General features: G+C 48.3%; 14 protein-coding genes. 11 read left to right on the forward strand and 3 right to left on the reverse strand.

Features of this window, described 5'->3' with window-relative positions; translation table 11 throughout:
• Window positions 1-153: 153 nt before the first annotated feature.
• Entirely contained in the window at window positions 154-3,900 is a 3,747-nt protein-coding gene (locus CAN90_RS01575; RefSeq protein ID WP_085832080.1) for a phosphoribosylformylglycinamidine synthase, read from the forward strand.
• A 203-nt stretch (window positions 3,901-4,103) separates the two neighbouring features.
• Here CAN90_RS01575 and CAN90_RS13650 read toward each other — a convergent pair whose 3' ends face one another.
• Window positions 4,104-4,244, reverse strand: coding sequence for a hypothetical protein (locus CAN90_RS13650; RefSeq protein ID WP_187138274.1), 141 nt, complete (start codon window positions 4,242-4,244; stop codon window positions 4,104-4,106).
• A gap of 335 nt (window positions 4,245-4,579) precedes the next feature.
• On the opposite strand from CAN90_RS13650, the gene alr reads away from it, so the two are divergent.
• Both alr and CAN90_RS01585 read left to right on the forward strand, forming a co-directional pair.
• Window positions 4,580-5,779, forward strand: a complete 1,200-nt coding sequence (alr, locus tag CAN90_RS01580; RefSeq protein WP_085832081.1) for an alanine racemase — start codon at window positions 4,580-4,582, stop codon at window positions 5,777-5,779.
• A 213-nt stretch (window positions 5,780-5,992) separates the two neighbouring features.
• Complete coding sequence (locus CAN90_RS01585; RefSeq protein ID WP_085832082.1) at window positions 5,993-6,445, forward strand: phage holin family protein; 453 nt, start codon at window positions 5,993-5,995, stop codon at window positions 6,443-6,445.
• 81 nt (window positions 6,446-6,526) lie between these two features.
• Here the strand turns inward: CAN90_RS01585 and CAN90_RS01590 are convergent, their stop codons facing one another.
• On the reverse strand, window positions 6,527-7,273 hold the full coding sequence (locus CAN90_RS01590; RefSeq protein ID WP_085832083.1) for a glucose 1-dehydrogenase: 747 nt from the start codon (window positions 7,271-7,273) through the stop codon (window positions 6,527-6,529).
• Between the two features lie 253 nt (window positions 7,274-7,526).
• Here CAN90_RS01590 and CAN90_RS01595 point away from each other — a divergent pair, with 253 nt between their 5' ends.
• Entirely contained in the window at window positions 7,527-8,066 is a 540-nt protein-coding gene (locus CAN90_RS01595) for a hydrolase (protein WP_085832084.1), read from the forward strand.
• Window positions 8,067-8,147: 81 nt separating this feature from the next.
• On the opposite strand, the gene CAN90_RS01600 is transcribed toward CAN90_RS01595, so the two are convergent.
• Complete coding sequence (locus CAN90_RS01600; RefSeq protein WP_143750777.1) at window positions 8,148-9,722, reverse strand: ClC family H(+)/Cl(-) exchange transporter; 1,575 nt, start codon at window positions 9,720-9,722, stop codon at window positions 8,148-8,150.
• Window positions 9,723-10,220: 498 nt separating this feature from the next.
• Here CAN90_RS01600 and CAN90_RS01605 point away from each other — a divergent pair, with 498 nt between their 5' ends.
• The 7 genes from CAN90_RS01605 (at window position 10,221) to CAN90_RS01635 (ending at window position 17,887) form a co-directional block, all read left to right on the forward strand.
• Window positions 10,221-11,210 (forward strand): LacI family DNA-binding transcriptional regulator, encoded by a 990-nt coding sequence (locus CAN90_RS01605; protein ID WP_341456292.1) that lies wholly within the window; start codon window positions 10,221-10,223, stop codon window positions 11,208-11,210.
• Between the two features lie 16 nt (window positions 11,211-11,226).
• Window positions 11,227-12,630 (forward strand): L-fucose/L-arabinose isomerase family protein, encoded by a 1,404-nt coding sequence (locus tag CAN90_RS01610; protein WP_085832086.1) that lies wholly within the window; start codon window positions 11,227-11,229, stop codon window positions 12,628-12,630.
• 2 nt (window positions 12,631-12,632) lie between these two features.
• Entirely contained in the window at window positions 12,633-13,469 is an 837-nt protein-coding gene (locus tag CAN90_RS01615) for a transketolase (protein WP_085832087.1), read from the forward strand.
• Complete coding sequence (locus tag CAN90_RS01620; RefSeq protein ID WP_085832088.1) at window positions 13,450-14,382, forward strand: transketolase family protein; 933 nt, start codon at window positions 13,450-13,452, stop codon at window positions 14,380-14,382. Before CAN90_RS01615 ends, CAN90_RS01620 begins: the two co-directional genes overlap by 20 nt.
• Entirely contained in the window at window positions 14,382-15,869 is a 1,488-nt protein-coding gene (locus tag CAN90_RS01625) for an FGGY-family carbohydrate kinase (RefSeq protein WP_085832089.1), read from the forward strand. Before CAN90_RS01620 ends, CAN90_RS01625 begins: the two co-directional genes overlap by 1 nt.
• Before the next feature lie 102 nt (window positions 15,870-15,971).
• Window positions 15,972-17,003, forward strand: a complete 1,032-nt coding sequence (locus CAN90_RS01630; protein ID WP_085832090.1) for a D-ribose ABC transporter substrate-binding protein — start codon at window positions 15,972-15,974, stop codon at window positions 17,001-17,003.
• A gap of 242 nt (window positions 17,004-17,245) precedes the next feature.
• Complete coding sequence (locus CAN90_RS01635; protein WP_085832091.1) at window positions 17,246-17,887, forward strand: DUF2291 domain-containing protein; 642 nt, start codon at window positions 17,246-17,248, stop codon at window positions 17,885-17,887.
• Window positions 17,888-17,889: the final 2 nt, after the last annotated feature.

Below are 17,889 nucleotides of genomic sequence, written 5' to 3' on the forward strand. Positions count from 1 at the left end.
AAAAAGAAAAAGGAAGAGGGGCATATTATGCGGAAAGCGAATCGATGCCGGCTCGTTTTTTAGGGGATTTTTCTATTTTATCCGGTGATAAACTATGTTAGAATAGAACAGGAATTATGAAAGGCCGCTCGGGCGGCCGGAACGGGGGATTCAATGGCGGTAATCAGGGTGTTTGTGGAGAAAAAACCGGGCTTTCATGTGGAAGCACAGCATCTAAAAGAGGATTTACAGCGGAATTTGGGAATCACTGGTTTGCAAGAGGTTCGTATTGTGAACCGGTACGATATTTCTGGCCTTACACCGGAGGAATTCGAGGCGGCACGGGGAACGATTTTTTCAGAGCCTAATGCAGACAATATATACGATGAGCAATACCCGGTACCGAAAGGTGCTCTGGTTTTTGCAATGGAATTTTTGCCTGGCCAGTACGACCAGCGTGCTGACTCGGCGGCTCAATGTGTGCAGTTGCTAACCCAAGGTGAACGCCCGCAGGTAGCAACGGCAAAAATGATTGTATTGCAGGGAAGCGTAAGCAAGAAAGAGCTTTCTGAAATAAAGCGTTACCTAATTAACCCAGTGGAATCTCGCGAAGCTTCTTTGGACAAGCCAGAGTCATTGGAGTTGATGGTTCAGGAGCCTGCTGCGGTGGAGCGGGTAGAGGGACTTATTACTTGGGATAACACGAAGTTAGCTGAATACTACGACTCCATGGGCTTTGCCATGAGTCTGGAAGACTTACTGTTCTGCCGTGACTATTTTCGAGATACGGAGCATCGTGACCCCTCCATTACGGAGCTGCGGGTCATCGATACCTATTGGTCGGATCACTGCCGCCATACCACCTTTGCTACTCGTTTGGAAGAGATTCGGGTAGAGCCGGGTGCCCCGGCAATTGATAAAGCGTTAAAGGATTACTATGACGCCCGCGTGGAGATTGCAGGCACAACCAAGCCCATTTGCCTAATGGATATTGCGGTTATGGGAATGAAATTGCTTCGCCGCCGCGGCCGTTTGCCCGATTTGGATGTTAGCGAAGAGATCAACGCTTGCTCCATTGAGGTTCCCGTTGAGATTGACGGAAAGACCGAAAAATGGCTGGTACAGTTTAAAAACGAAACACACAACCACCCAACGGAGATTGAACCGTTCGGCGGTGCAGCCACATGCCTTGGCGGTGCCATTCGCGACCCGCTCTCCGGCCGCGCTTATGTGTACCAGGCAATGCGAGTAACCGGTTCTGGTGACCCGCGCAATACGAATACACTGCCGGGTAAGCTGCCCACCCGTAAAATTACGGTAGGTGCGGCGCAGGGTTACAGCTCCTACGGGAATCAGGTGGGCCTTGCTACGGGTCAGGTAACCGAGCTGTATGACCCCGGGTATGTTGCAAAGCGTATGGAAATTGGCGCGGTAATTGGCGCTTCCCCCAAAGAGAATGTGGTGCGTGATGTTCCTGCTGCAGGGGATAAAATTGTTCTTTTGGGCGGCAGTACCGGGCGCGATGGCTGTGGTGGAGCAACAGGCTCATCCAAGGCACATACTCTCGAATCCGTAAAGGAGGCGGGAGCAGAGGTACAAAAGGGTAATGCACCTACCGAGCGTAAGGTACAGCGTTTGTTCCGCAACCCCGAGGCTGCAAAGCTGATTAAGCGCTGCAACGATTTTGGTGCAGGCGGTGTTTGCGTTGCCATCGGTGAGCTTGCTGCCGGGCTCGAAATTCAATTGGATGCTGTGCCGAAGAAATACGAAGGTCTTGATGGCACAGAGCTTGCCATTTCAGAGTCGCAGGAGCGTATGGCGGTTGTACTCGCCGCTGAAGATGTAGAGCGTTTCTGTGCACTTGCTGAGGAAGAAAACCTGCAGGCTGTTGTTGTGGCGGGGGTTACCGAACTGCCCCGCCTGCGCATGGAGTGGAGGGGCGACACAATTGTGGACCTCAGCCGTGCGTTCTTAGATACAAACGGTGTGACACTGACCGCAAAGGCAAGCATTTCGGCACCGGATCTTTCTCAGAACTATCGCGAGCTTCTTCCCGCTGAGCTGGAGGGGCAGCCGATTGCAAAGGCATTTGAGCAGAATTTGTCGCGTTTGTCTGTGAGTTCCCAGCAGGGCTTGGCGGAGCGGTTTGACGCCAGCGTCGGTGCCGCTACGGTGCTCATGCCCTTTGCAGGTAAATACCAGCGTACCCCCGAAGAAGCAATGGTTGCAAAGCTGCCGGTCTTGAACGGCAAAACGGATGATGCCACCGCAATGAGCTATGGGTTTATACCCGGCATTTCACGCTTTAGCCCGTTCCACGGTGCCGCATGGGCAGTAGTAGAAAGCCTTTCTAAGCTGGCTGCCGTTGGTGCAAACCCGCTAAGTGCTAGATTGACCTTCCAAGAATATTTCGAACGCCTGCGCAAAGACCCGGAACGCTGGGGCAAGCCTGCTGCTGCTTTGCTTGGTGCCTTTTCTGCGCAGCTTGGCATGGGTGTTGCCGCCATCGGCGGAAAAGACAGTATGTCTGGCTCCTTTGAAGAGCTGGATGTTCCCCCTACACTTGTCAGCTTTGCTGTGGCAATGACCAAGGCGAGCCGTACGATTTCGGCTGCGTTTTCCGCTTCAGGCAATAAGGTGTATTTGCTGCCGCTGCCAGAGCAAAAAGAGACTGGATTACCGGATTACCCCGCCTTGCAAGAGTTCTACCGTTCTATTCATGCAATGATGGAACAGGGCGATGTTGCCTCTGCTTCTGTTGTACGAGAGGGCGGTGCTGCCGCCGCAATTGCACGGATGTGCTTTGGCAACCACGTTGGCTTTCATTTTGAAGATGGCGCTTTGGATGAAAAACTGCTGTTTGCGCCGCAGTCCGGCGCACTGGTGCTAGAGCTTACTCCCAATGCACAATTACCGAAGGAACTGCGTGCTGCACTGTTAGGCAGCATTGCAAAGGAGCCGGAGGTTGTACTCGGCAGCGACACACTTTCTTTGGAGCATCTGCTTTCTGTTTGGACTGGGACGCTGGAAAAGATATTCCCAACACAAACAAAAGAGGCGCCCCTAGAGGAAGTACCGCTATTTACAGAGCGCTTTACCGCGGCTCCTGCCATTAAGGCGGCGAAACCGCGTGTGGTGATTCCGGTATTCCCGGGTACGAACTGTGAGTACGATACGGCGAGGGCGTTTGAAATAGCAGGTGCAGAGCCGGAGGTTCTCATCGTGCGCAATCTGACTGCCTCTGCTATCGAAGAAACCATTGAGCGGTTGGAGAAGGCCATTCAAAACGCGCAGATTATTATGCTTCCCGGTGGTTTTTCGGGCGGTGACGAGCCAGATGGCTCCGGCAAGTTTATTGCGACTACGTTTCGCAATCCACGTCTTTCACAGGCGGTGGAGGAACTGCTATATCACCGCGATGGCTTGATGCTCGGTATTTGCAATGGCTTCCAGGCTCTGATCAAGCTGGGGCTTGTACCGTTTGGGCATATTGTCACCACAGAGGAGACAGCGCCTACCTTAACCTTTAACGAGCTGGGCCGCCACGTTTCGCGCATGGCATACACACGTGTTACTTCTGTAAAATCGCCTTGGTTTGCTGGCGTTCAGGCCGGAGAAGTGTTCTGTGTGCCAGTTTCTCATGGTGAGGGCCGCTTTGTAGCGGATGAGCAGACACTGCGCCAGCTGATGGAAAATGGCCAGATTGCTACCCAGTACACAACACCCGCCGGTGTTCCTAGCGGCGAAACCCAGTGGAACCCCAATGGTTCTATTTGGGCGGTGGAGGGCATTACCAGCCCTGATGGACGTATTTTGGGTAAAATGGGCCACTCAGAGCGTAAGGGTGAGTTTTTGTATAAAAATGTTCCAGGTGCAAAAGATCAGCGTATCTTTGAGTCTGGGGTCGCTTATTTTAAATAAATTTCCACACAACTACGGCTGCCGCAAGCTTCCCATAGGGGCTTAGCGGCAGCCATTTTGTATGTTTTCCATATTATATTTTTGTTTGTTGCTTGAATAGAATTGGTTTGAGTTAAAATTGCGCCGTATTCAGAAACAGAAATTTGTGTTTTTCATAACCCGGCACAATTTAACTTTAAAACGCAGCTTACTACTCAATAGGCCTATCGTTCACTCTCGTACCATTCTTCGCCATTGAAAATCAGATCATCCAGGTCGATACCGGAGGTTAGCCCGCTGAACAAGCAACGGTATAATTCATCATCCAGATTTTCAGGGCGATTTAGCTGCATGGTCTGTTCCATGTCATCGCCTCCCCAATCTCTTCTGTTTTAAAAAGTGTTCTACCAGTATATGCCCTAACACTTAAAAAAATTCCGGAAGATTGACGAATAAAACATCAATATTTAAAATCAATCCTTTTAGTTCTATCCTAAATATTAACTTTTTTCACAGAGTTGATTATTTTATGGTGCGGTACTATAATAGAAGCCATATTCGTATAATAAACACCGAGTAATTTTCTCGGTGAGGAGAGTATTATTTTAAACATTGCGCCGGTTTGCATTTTACAGCGGCCTGCGCTCTTTTCTATATTATTGGAGCAATCATTTATTTTAAAGTAAGGAACCGGTGTTTCATGAATGATTTTTTAAAACGTACTTGGGCAGAGGTAAACCTGAATGCTCTGGATCATAATTACGATGTGATCCGTGCTGCAGTAAGCCCCAAAACCAAAATATGCTGTGTGGTTAAGGCAGATGCGTACGGCCATGGTGCGTCGTATGTGTCGCGTGAGTTCCAAAAAAAAGGCGCCGACTGGTTTGCGGTATCCAATTTAGAAGAAGCGATTCAGCTTCGCCGTACCGGAATTTTGCGCCCTATTTTAATATTAGGGTATACACCACCCCAAATGGCAGAGCGGCTTCAGGAGCTTTCCATTTCGCAGTCTGTATTTTCTACGGAATATGCCAAAGAGCTTTCCGATTGCGCCATTGCCGCCGGAGTTCGTGTTCGTATTCACGTGAAGCTGGACAGCGGCATGAGCCGCATCGGCTTTTTATACCAGAACCCGGAGAGAGACAGCGAATCGCTCGCTGAAATAGAAGCGGTTTGTAAGGAACCCGGCTTGATTCCCGAAGGGATTTTTACGCATTTTTCCGTTGCGGATGACGGGCAACCCGGGGAAGATTTCACCATGCAGCAGTACACCTGCTTCGATGGTGCGGTGAAAGAATTGCAGCGGCGTGGCATCACCTTTGAAATTCGCCATTGCTCGAACAGTGGTGCCGTTGTGGATTACCCGCAGCTTGATTTAGACATGGTGCGCCCGGGTGTGATTTTATATGGTCTGTTGCCGTCTGACCAAATGCAGCGCAGTTTGGATTTACACCCGGCGATGGAACTGAAAACCGTAATATCGCAGCTGAAAACTGTGGAACCGGGGACCAGCGTTAGCTATGGCAGAGAATTCGTAACAGAACGGAAAACCATTTTGGCCACTGTGCCAATTGGCTATGCTGACGGTTACCCGCGCCGTTTGCACGATAAAGCAGATATGCTCGTATGCGGGAAACGTGCCCGTGTGGTAGGCCGAGTTTGCATGGATCAAGTGATTCTGGATGTAACGGATATTCCCGGTGTGCACACGGGAATGACGGTTACCATATGGGGTCGCGACGGCGAGGACGAAGTAAGCGTAGACGAAATTGCCAAGCTGGATGGAACCATTCACTATGAAATGATTTGCTTGGTAGGTAAACGAGTGCCGCGCGTGTTCTTGCGCAGCGGCAAGCCGGTTGGTCAGCTCAATTACATTTGCCCGGAGGAAGAGGGCTAACATAGGCAGAAAAAAGAAAAGCCGGAACTTTCCTATTAAAGGGAAAGTTCCGGCTTTTTTGGTAGGGTGTATGAAGGTGTTTTGTGGTTTAACAATAGCTCCCTTAAGGCTCATCACTTGCTTATAGAAGAGAGGGGATTTTCTCTCTTATTGCAAGAAATACGGGGGAGAGTGGTTGCCACATAAAATAAAATTCGGAAGGGAGAGTAAAGTATGGAAAGAATCAAGGCGGCGGCGATTGCAGGCTTTACCGTGCTTTCTGCATGGATGGGAGTTTTAGCAGTACCGGTTTATTTGCTGGTTGTAACCAATGTAATCGATTATGCCACCGGCATTGCGGCCTCGGTGTGCCGAAAAGAAGCAGTTAGTTCTTGCCGGGGCATACGTGGAATTATAAAGAAGGTGTGCATGTGGCTATTAGTTGCGGTTGGAGCGATTATTGATATTTTAGCCGCTTACACTGCCGAACAGGCGGGAATTACACTGCCATTTGGTTACGCTGCGGCGTCACTGGCGGCTATATGGCTTATTTGTAATGAATTGCTATCGGTGCTAGAGAATATTTCGCAAACCGGAGTACAGCTACCGCCGTTTCTGGAGAAAATGATTTCGTACCTAAAGGTGCAGGTGGAAAACCTGCCGGGTGAAAACAAAAAAACAGGATGAAGAAGGGCAAGCCGTAATGGCTTGCCCTTTTTCTTGGCATCTTCCGTGTGTGATGGGAAGACGCGCAATGATTGTGTGTGTTCAATAAGCGGTAAAGCCTGCATCAGCTACCAATAAGGCGCCGTTAATCAGGCTGGAGTCGTCACTGGCTAAAAAGAGTGCCGCGGCTGCAATTTCTTCCGGACTGCCGCTGCGGTAGTTTGCACCGGTTCCGGCCATGGCACGTTCCATCCCCTCTTTATGGAGGTGAGAGGGGTCGCTGATGATTTCGGTATCTACTCCACCGGGGCAAATTGCGTTGCAGCGAATTTTCTTTGGTGCGTACTGGAACGCTACGCTTTTGGTAATACCGTTAAGTGCATGCTTGGAGGCAGTGTAAGCGGTACCCGCCCTTCCTCCCTGCAAACCACCAATGGAAGAAATATTCAAAATAACGCCGCCGCCCTGCTCAACCATAGTAGGCAGTGCCTGACGAATGGCATACATAGGTGCGTTTACGTTTACACGCATTACCTTGTCCCACAAGTCATCCGATATATCGGCCATCATGGTAAAGTCATCCATGATACCAGCGTTGTTTACTAATACGTCGAGCTTACCATAGGTTTTAATGGTGTCGCTCACCATCGCGATGACCTGATTCTTTTCCATCATATCTGCAGCGAGAGGATGGATGTTCGAGTTTTCAGCAGCTAATTCATCGAGACGATTTTTTCTGCGTGCCACTGCAATCACGGTTGCGCCTTCAGCCGCAAATAATCTTGCAATTGCGCGTCCCATACCAGAACTTGCACCGGTCACAATACAAACTTTATCTTTTAGTTTCATTCGGCATCCTCCTAATGTTATAGAGTGGTAGCTTAATAAAGGAATCAAGTGCTTGTCACATACTATATCAGAGCAAGCACAAAAAGTATAGAGTGCAAATGTATTATAGATACAAATTCATGCAAATAAACGAAAATAATGCAATCTACTTAGTAAAAAAGAAAAAACGTTTGTACCAAAATGGTCATGCTGCTTGATTTCAACATTAGATTCCAATAGAATAGGAGGAAAAGCCATAAGGAGGAATTTGTCTATGTTGGTTAAGGGTAATGCAGCGTTGCTGCTGATAGATATGCAGGGGAAGCTGGCGGAAAGTGTACACGATGCTGAGCAGGTACTTAAAAACTGCGAAAAGCTAGTTCAGGCGGCAAAGCTATTTCATATGCCAATTCTGTATTTGGAGCAATACCCAAAGGGACTTGACGCAACTGCCCCTACCTTGCGTGAGCTGCTAGGTGAACAGAAAGCGATAGAGAAAATCTCTTTTAGTGCCTGTGACAACGAGGAGTTCCAGCAAAAACTGAGCGAAGCAGGGCGAAGCCAGCTTTTGGTCGCCGGTGTGGAGACGCATGTTTGTGTATACCAAACCGTGAGAGATTTACTAAAGCAGCCCTATGAGCTTTATGTAGCATCTGATGCAACTTCCTCCCGCACCGAATGGAACAGAGGGATTGGCCTAGAGCGTATGCGTGAAATGGGTGCAGTCATTACCAGCACAGAAATGGCACTCTTTGAAATGATGCGATCAGCGGAGGGCGAACTATTTAAACCCTTCGTAAACATTGTGAAATAATAATAGAATACGAAAAGCTTAGGGAATCACCTTTTATGGAGCGAAAGTAGAAAGCCACCGGTTTACCGGTGGCTTTCTACTTTATGTTTGGGTTTGTTCCTGTATCGCTTGGCACAGGTAACGTATCTGCTCACGAATGGTACTCTCTTGCGTTTCTGAAGAAAGAATGACCAGGTAATCTCCGGGAAGAATCCGTGTTTTACCGCTGGGAATCAGTTCCTTGGTTCCGCGTCGCAGGCCCACAATCAGAAGCCCCTGTGGCCACTGAATTTCTTTTACCGTACGATTTGCGGCTGTGCTGCCATATTCCACAGGGAATTCAATCAGGCCGCCTTGTTCGGGATGAGGGGAGGAACTTCCGCTCTTTTCCATATAACGCTCCAGCAGGGAATCGTAGATTGGCTCGATTTTCAGCATATCCGAAACCAGAAGTGCAATAAATGCACAGGCTGCCACCGGCAGAAGATGTACCAGTGAGCCAGACATCTCTGCCGTAAGCAGAATACTGGTAACAGGTGCTTTTACAGAGGCTGCAAGCGCGCCGGCCATTGCACAGATGGCAAAGTTTGAACTATACTGCGGCGGCAGACCCATTCCGTCAGCAATGTGGGCTACAATGCTGCCAGAGAGTGCTCCTATAGTGAGAATGGGGAAGAAGATTCCCCCGGGCACGCCACTGCCAAAACTGGCGCCAGTAAACAGCAGCTTGACGATTAGATAAACAAATAGCATACCAAGACCGAGCTGTGTACCTTCGGAAAGGCGGATTAAATCACGCCCGCCGCCCAGCGTCAGCGGTAGAAACAGTCCGCAGGGCAGAGCAATTAACAGCGCCACACAAGGACGCGCAGATGCGGGAAGCTTCTTATATAACTGCTGAAAATCAAGTAGTGTACGGTTAAGAAGAGAACCAATCAGCCCCGCAACAATACCAAGTGGCAGCAGCCATCCATAAAAAGGGATGGGCAAGACAGGTACATCAGTAAAATCAAGAACAGGTCTTAGTCCGAAAAAGTTTTTCGATAAAAAGTCCGCAGTAAGAGAGGCAGCAGTTGCACAAATCAAAATAAGCGGAGAAAAACTGCGGTGGATTTCTTCCAGTGCGAAAACCATACCAGAAAGAGGAGCGCTGAATGCTGCCGAAAGTCCCGCCGCTGCGCCTCCGGTAATCAGGTAGTCGTCCTCCAGTGTACCATGACGGCCGCAGCGTTCTGCCACAGCTTGCCCTGCCGCCGCACCTATTTGAATCGAGGGACCTTCCCGCCCTAGAGAGAGGCCAAAAAGGGAGCACAGAATGCCGCCGATGAACCGTATGGCCAAGATCGATTTCCACTTCATTTTCAAACCGAACAGCACGACACCCTTCACCTGTGGTATACCGCTGCCAGAAGCCATTGGTTCTAGCTTTATCATCCAATTTAGAAGAAAACCGACTCCCACAATCAAGGCAAGCCATGGCAGCAGTAGCAGGGTATGTGTTTTTAGGTAGGCGTATATTTTAATAGAGAGGTCTACTCCGTGTTCAATGCCCATTCGATAAAAGATGGAGAGAAAGCCTGCCAGTACCCCAACTCCAATTCCTTTTAGGGTTAGACTCCATTTAAGCTGGTTCATTCCAGAAAGAATACGATAGATTCTGGTTTTTGCTTTTTCCAAGTGAAATACAGCTCCCGTTCAGAAAAATGCGACCCGGAGGGTCGCGTTAAATTCTATATTTTACACTGCAAACTAAAGTTTAGGTGCGTTTACAGCACGATAAATATTATAACACCATGTCTAATCGCTTTCAAATCAAATGGTATGTTCAAATTTGATTTTGGAGAATAATTGGTTTTAAAAAAAGCAGTTCATTATTTAATTTGGACTTGTATATTGCTAGTTTACATAGTAATTTCTAATATAAAATCAAAAATAGTGATAAACATTTATATAAATATTTATATAAATATCGATATAAAAATTGAAATTATCGTTTATTTTTAAACAATTCATTGCTTTATTATCTAAATCAAAGACTGCAAATTTAGTATGATAGCATAAAAATAGGAGTTGTTATAAAAATAGCTAAAAATTTGGTTGTAAATGTTTAATTGATGTGTATAATGGTGAACAACAGGAAAGAAACGGGGGATTCCATTGAAGGGAACCATTAAAATGATTAGCGAAATAACCGGATTTTCTCCTGCAACCGTATCAAATGCGCTTAACCACAAACGTGGGGTCAGTAAGCTGACGGTGGAGCGTGTGATGCAGGTGGCAGAGGAAATTGGGTATTCTATAAAACCCAGAATATCAAAAATTAAGTTCGTAATCTATAAGAAAAATGGCCTGATTATTAACGACAGTCCGTTTTTTCCGGCAGTGATAGAGGGTGTGGAACGCCAAGCAAAAAATTTACAGTTTGAAACGATGTTTTGCAATATAGACAGCAGCAGCCAAGACTGTGCAGAGCAGGTACATACGATTTTGGAGGATGCCAGTGCGGCAGTAATTCTTCTGGGTACGGAGATGACAGAGCAGGATTTTCAGCTCTTTCGCAACCATAAATGCCATTTGATTTTGCTCGATGGCTGGTGTGACAGCATTACTTTTGACAGTGTTTTAATCAGCAATACCGATTCCGCTTTCCACGCGGTGGAATACCTAATTGAAAAGGGGCACAGAAAAATCGGTTACCTAAAAGGCAGGTTCCGCATTAAAGCGTTTTCTTACCGTGGCATTGGTTATAGGAGGGCACTTACCAAAGCCGGGCTGGCAATTGAGCCGCAGTATACTGTTACACTGGGAACCACCACAGAATCTGCTTACCGAGATATGGTGGAGTTTTTGGAGAAGAAAAACGATATTCCTACTGCTTTTTTTGCGGATAACGATGTCATTGCTCTTGGTGCGATGCGCGCGCTACAAGAAAAAGGCTACCGTATACCAGAGGATGTTTCTATTATCGGATTTGACAATATCCCATATTGTGAGATTTCTACTCCGCGTCTGAGTACCATCCATGTGTTTAAGCAAGAGATGGGTGAGATTGCGGTTCGCCGCTTAAATGACCATATTCGCCAGGAGAGTAAAGTGAAAACAAAGATACAGGTTTGTACGGAATTTGTGGAACGTGAGAGTGTTCGGGATTTGAATGCAACATAAATAGGGAGGGTAATGTATGGAGAAAATCAAGCTGGGGTTTGCGCCGACCAGAAGAAGCATTTTCAGTGCACCGGATGCACTGAAGTACCGGAATCTCACGGCAGATCGCCTGCGTGAGCTGGATGTAGATTTTGTGGATATTACGGACATCAACGACGAGGGACTGTTGTTTGATGACACGGATATGCAGAAAATAGCTGAGAAATTCAGAGCGGAGAAAATAGACGGTTTGTTTTTGCCGCACTGTAATTTTGGTACCGAATATGTGTGTGCTAGGCTTGCCAAGGAGCTAAATGTTCCGGTGCTGCTTTGGGGCCCCCTCGATGAACGCCCAGAGCCAAACGGTGTGCGTTTGCGCGACACCCAGTGTGGCCTGTTTGCAACTGGCAAGGTACTGCGGCGCTTTCAGGTTCCATTTACGTACATGACAAACTGTCGGCTCAATGACCCCGTATTTGAGCGAGGCCTGCGAGACTTTATGGCAGTGTGTAATGTAGTAAAAACATTTCGCCATATTCGAATTTTGCAAATCTCCACCCGCCCGTTTGATTTTTGGACGACAATGTGCAATGAGGGCGAGCTGCTCGAGCGCTTTAACATTCAGCTTTCTCCCATCCCAATGCCAGAGCTAACGCAGGAAATGCGGCTGGCAAAAGAGAAAGCCCCACAAGAGGTACAGCAGGTACTCGAATACATAAAAGAAAACATGGATGTTCGCATTGCGGAGGAGGCGCTCGAAAATGTGGCGGCTCTCAAGGTTGCAATGAAACATCTGGTACAAAAATATGGATGCAACGCGGTGGCAATTCAGTGTTGGAACGCCTTGCAGCAGGAGATTGGAATTATGCCCTGCGCGGCAAATGCACTCATGAATGACGAGGGAATTCCCGTAGTGTGTGAAACCGATATTCACGGTGCCATTACTGCCCTTTTGGTAGAGGCCTCCGGTATGGGAGAAACTCGCTCGTTCTTTGCAGATTGGACGGTGCGACACCCGGATATTGAAAATGGAGAACTATTACAGCATTGCGGCCCATGGCCGATTTCTGTTGCCCAGCAAAAACCAATTTTGGGCTATCCGCTAGCCTTTAAACACCCGGGGAGCCTGACTGCCGAAGCAAAGCACGGCGAGCTGACTTTGTGCCGATTCGACGGCGACAACGGTGAATACTCAATGCTATTAGGCAATGCAAAAGGTGTGGAAGGCCCGAATTGTATGGGAACCTACCTTTGGATTGAAGTGGAAAACATAAAGCGCCTGGAAGAAAAAATCGTATGCGGCCCGTATATCCACCACTGTGTGGGCATCCACAAAAATGTGGTTCCGGTATTGTATGAGGCGTGCAAATACATTCATGTAACGCCCGATTTTTATGACCCGATTGAGGAGCAGGTGCGCGCCTATCTCAGGGGGGAATAGAAATGGTACATTTGCAGGAAAAGGCATGGCAGATACGAAAAGACATTGTAACGCTCATTTATACAGCGGGCAGCGGCCACATTGGAGGAGATATGAGCGTGACCGATATTCTGGTAACGCTGTATTACAAGCACATGAACTGTTCGCCTGAAAATCAGAATGACCCAAACCGCGACCGCTTTATTTTGAGCAAGGGGCATTGCGTAGAGTCATTGTACTGCATACTGGCAGACAAAGGGTACTTTCCAAAATCGGAGCTTGATAATTATTCGGGATACCTCTCCCCATACATAGGTCACCCCAGCGCAAAGGTAAACGGTGTGGAGATTGGCTCCGGTTCTTTGGGGCATGGGTTACCATACAGCGTGGGGATGGCACTCGCAGGTAAAATGGACGCCGCACCTTACCGTGTATACACCGTGATGGGTGACGGTGAGCTGGCAGAGGGCTCTGTTTGGGAAGGCGCCATGGCGGCGGCACATTATAAACTCGATAATCTTACCGCTTTTATAGACCGCAACCGCCTGCAAATCTCCGGCTCCACAGAATTCGTAATGGCACAAGACAGCCAAGAAGAGCGCTGGCGTGCGTTTGGCTGGCATGTTATTTCAATAGACGGCAACAGCACCAAAGCGCTTGATTTTGCCATACAGGAGGCAAAGCAGATTAAAGGCAAGCCGACCATGATTATTGCTAACACAACCAAGGGCTGTGGGGTCTCTTTTATGGAGAACCAAGTCTCTTGGCATCATAAGGCTTTAGACGACGAGCATTTTGAAGTTGCGATTCGTGAGCTAGAACAAAGGAGGGCGGCAGCATATGAACAAAATTGCGAATAAGCAGGTCATTTGCGACGTGCTGCTCAAGGAATCGGAGCACGACCGGGATATTGTCGTGCTATGCAGTGACTCCCGCGGCTCCGGCTCCATGACTCCCTTTGCGGAGCAGAGACCCGAACAATTTGTGGAAACTGGCATTGCCGAGCAAAATCTAGTTACCATCAGTGCGGGGCTCGCCAAATGCGGGAAAAAGGCATTTGCAGTTTCTCCGGCATGTTTCCTTTCAACTCGCAGCTTTGAACAGGCAAAAGTAGATGTAGCGTATAATCACGCCAATGTAAAGCTGATCGGTATCTCTGGAGGAGTAAGTTATGGTGCTCTAGGATTGACTCACCACTCGACGAATGATATAGCGGCGATGGCATCCATTGTAAATATGCGGGTGTACTTGCCCAGTGACCGATTGCAGACGGAGAGCCTGATTGGGGAACTGCTCAAGGATGAAGAGCCTGCTTATATTCGGGTAGGCAGAAATGCGGTTGTAGATGTTTACGAAGAGGGGAATGTCCCCTTTGTACTGAATAAAGCGACGTTATTACGTAATGGTACGGATGTAACCATCATCGCGTGCGGGGAAATGGTGTCTGCCGCCAAAGAGGCGGGTGAGTTGTTGGAGCAGAAAGGCATTTCCGCTCGTGTGCTTGATATGTATTGCATCAAACCCATTGACCGGGAAGCCGTTCGAAAGGCCGCTCGCGAAACAAAGGGGATAGTAACCATAGAGGAGCATACCGCATATGGCGGGCTTGGTGCACAAGTAAGCCAAATTGTGTGTGCGGAGCACCCCACACGGGTGAAAAGCCTTACATTGCCGGATGAACCGGTGATTACGGGTAAATCACAGCAGGTATTCGATTATTACGGCCTGAATGCCGAGGGCATTGTAAAGACGGCAATGGAGTTGATTCAATAATGCGGCAAACCTATTTGCTTGCAATAGACCAAAGCACACAGGGAACCAAAGGGATGCTGTTTGACCAAGAGGGACGGCTGACCGCCCGTTGTGACCGCTCCCACGCGCAGCTTATCGATGAGCAAGGCTGGGTGGAACACGACCCAGAAGAAATTTACGCCAACACCATTGCCGTGGTAAGAGATGTGGTTGAAAAAGCTGGTATCGATAAAAATCAGATTGCGGCAGTTGGCATCAGCAATCAGCGCGAAACAGCCGTTGTATGGGAGCGGGAAAGCGCGAAGCCAGTGTACAATGCAATTGTGTGGCAGTGTGCACGTGGAAAGCAAATCTGCGAAGAGATTCGTAAGGCAGGCTATGCGGAGAGTGTTCGTGAGAGCACTGGGTTACCGCTTTCTCCTTACTTTTCGGCGGCGAAAATTGCGTGGGTGTTTCGCAATGTAGACGGTGTAAAAGAGCTTGCAAGAGCCGGTAGTATTTGCTGTGGCACAATCGACACTTGGCTTTTATACCGCTTGACCAAAGGGAAAACCTTTGCAACGGATTACTCCAATGCGTCTCGCACACAGCTGTTCCATATTGCGGCACTTTCTTGGGACCCCGAGCTTTGCAAGCTGTTTGGGATTCCGCTGGATTGTTTGGCACAGGTGCGAAGCTCAGATGATTATTTTGGGGAAACCGACTTTGATGGTTATTTTGAATCTCCAATCCCCATTCATGCGGTAATGGGAGATTCCCACGGGGCACTGTTTGGGCAGAACTGCCGAGAACCGGGGCTGGTAAAAGCGACCTATGGCACGGGTTCTTCGGTGATGCTCAACACGGGCGATGAGCGAATTATGAGTCAAAACGGGCTGGTTACGTCCCTTGCGTGGTGTATGGGGGGGAAGGTGCAGTACGTTTTGGAGGGAAATATTAATTATACGGGTTCGGTAATTGGCTGGCTAAAAAATGATTTGCAGTTTGTACAAACGGTACAGGAGGCACATGAGCTTGCCGCAGCTGCGAATCCGCTGGATAAAACCTATTTTGTACCCGCGTTTACAGGGCTTGGTGCACCGTATTGGGACAGTGCCGCAACCGGTTTGTTTACCGGTATTACCCGCCTTACCGGCCGTGCAGAGCTGGTAAAGGCAGGGGTAGATTGCATTGCCTACCAGGTAGCCGACATTGTAAACCTAATGCGAGAGGAGTCTGGCCTTGCCATTCGTGAGCTGCGGGTAGACGGTGGGCCAACCGAAAGCACGTATTTAATGCAGCGCCAAAGCGACATTCTGGGTATACCGGTATGCGTGCCCCAGTGGCAGGAGCTTTCTGGTATGGGCGTTGCGTATGCCGCCGGAATATCGGCGGGGATTTACGAACCAGAAACCATTTTTTCCTGCGTGGAACGAACCGATTACCGTTGCAACATGCCGCAGGAAGAAAGCCGAGAGTTGTACAATGGTTGGAAGCAAGCCGTAAAAACGGCACTAAACCACGAATAGTAGGCACGCAGGAAAATTTGGGGTTCTGCGGGTCTCTATTGGGGCCAGCCTTAAAATAAGCTAGGGCGGCCTCGAATAAAATACAAATTGGGAGGAAACAAAATGAAGCACAGCAAAAAACTGGCAGCAGGTCTTTTAGCATTCGCAATGGCAGCGAGCATGGCGGGTTGCGGAGGGAATACCTCGAACAGCTCGGCAGCGCAAACACCCAGCAAAGCAGAAGAAGCCTCTTCTGCGGCAGCGGCAGCGAAGCCCCTTACTGGTGGCGGCTCCAAAATTATGTACATCATTACTCCTTCGCATTCCAATCCTTTCTTTAAAACGGAGGCAGAGGCTGCATCTGCAAAGGCTAAGGAGCTTGGCTATGAAGTAAAACTTGTTTCTCATGATGATGACGCGGCAAAGCAGGCAGACCTTTTTGACAATGCAATCGCCGACAAGGCAGCTGCCATTGTTTGCGACAATGCCGGTGCGGATGCAACCGTTGCGGCTGTGAAAAAAGCACGCGACAATAACATTCCTACCTTCCTCATTGACCGTGAAATCAACGAATCTGGTGTGGCGATTTCTCAAATCGTAGCAAACAATTACCAGGGCGCAAAAGCCATTGCTGAAAAGTTTGTGGAAGCAATGGGTGAGAAAGGCGAATATGCTGAGCTGCTCGGTAAAGAGTCCGACACCAACGCAGGTGTGCGTTCCGCTGCATTCCATGAGATTATTGGCCAGTACCCCGAAATGAAGATGGTTGCTCAGCAGACCGCAAACTGGGAGCAGACCGAAGCGTACCAGAAGGTTGAGACCATCCTGCAATCGAACCCCAAAATTAAGGGTATCGTATGCGGTAACGACACCATGGCAGTTGGCGCTGCTGCAGCAATTAAAGCAGCTGGCCTGAAAGACATTGCCATTGTTGGCGTTGACGGCTCCGACGAAGCAGCAGAGCAAATTAAAGCTGGCAACATGGTTGGCACGGCACTGCAGCAGGCAGCTTTGATGGCACAGATGGGCGTAGAGCAGGCAGACCAGTACCTGAAGAATGGTACCACCGGCAAGGATGAAAAGCAGCTGGTAGACTGCATTGCAATTACAAAGGAAAATGTAAGCAAGCTGAAGAACTTTGTATACGCAGGTTAATCATTCAGAAGACCGTTCATAACAGCAAACAATACTGTGTGAGTTCGTTATAAAAGATGGAGAGTGAGGGTAAGGAGAAAGAGGAATGAAAACACTTTCCCTTATCCTCATTGCTTTAAAAGCGTACATATAAAATAGGCTTATGAGGGCAGTAGTGCCTGACAGAGATACCAAATACGTTTGGTATACATAGAGTAAATTCAATTTAGAGCCCGAGGGGTTTGAGAAATGGGGAGTGCAAGTTGAAAAGAAAATTCGCCGCACTGCTTCTGGTTTTGGCGTTTACCGCCTCCTCCCTAACCGGCTGCGTAAAAGTAGTGAAGATTGGGGAAGAAGGAAAAATAACCGGAGAGATTGCTTTTAATGCAGACAGTAATGTAGAAACCATTTGGCAGTCTAACGCAGTACCAGATTTAACCGAAAAAGCAAAAGACCTGAATATGTTCCTGACCGAATCAAAGGGGAATTTAAAAACATTGGCGGAAAAATACGGAAAATATTCCATGGGCTCCACCGGTGAGCTGAACTATGTGGTAAAAGGTACTGCAGAGATTACAAAGGTAGACACAACTAAGAAAAATGGCGTAATGGAACTGAAATTACAAGGCTATGAGGGTCCTGAAAGCATTCAGCTTCAAATTGGCTCGGTTTTCCGGGGTTCCGCCGTTCGTGACTCAATCAGCTTTATTAAATATGAAGATTATAAAAATCAGGTGCAGTGGGCAAATGTGTCTCAAAGTATTCACACGATTATTCAAAAGCAGGTAATCGACCCGCTGAACGTTTCGTCCCTTACCGGTAAAACCGTGGAGTTTGTTGGATGCTTTACCGTAGATGGCAACGACAAGCTGCTCATAACCCCGGTGCAATTAACAGTAAAATAGGG

The organism is Clostridium merdae, assembly GCF_900176635.1.
Taxonomy (GTDB): Bacteria; Bacillota; Clostridia; order Oscillospirales; family Acutalibacteraceae; genus Faecalispora; species Faecalispora merdae.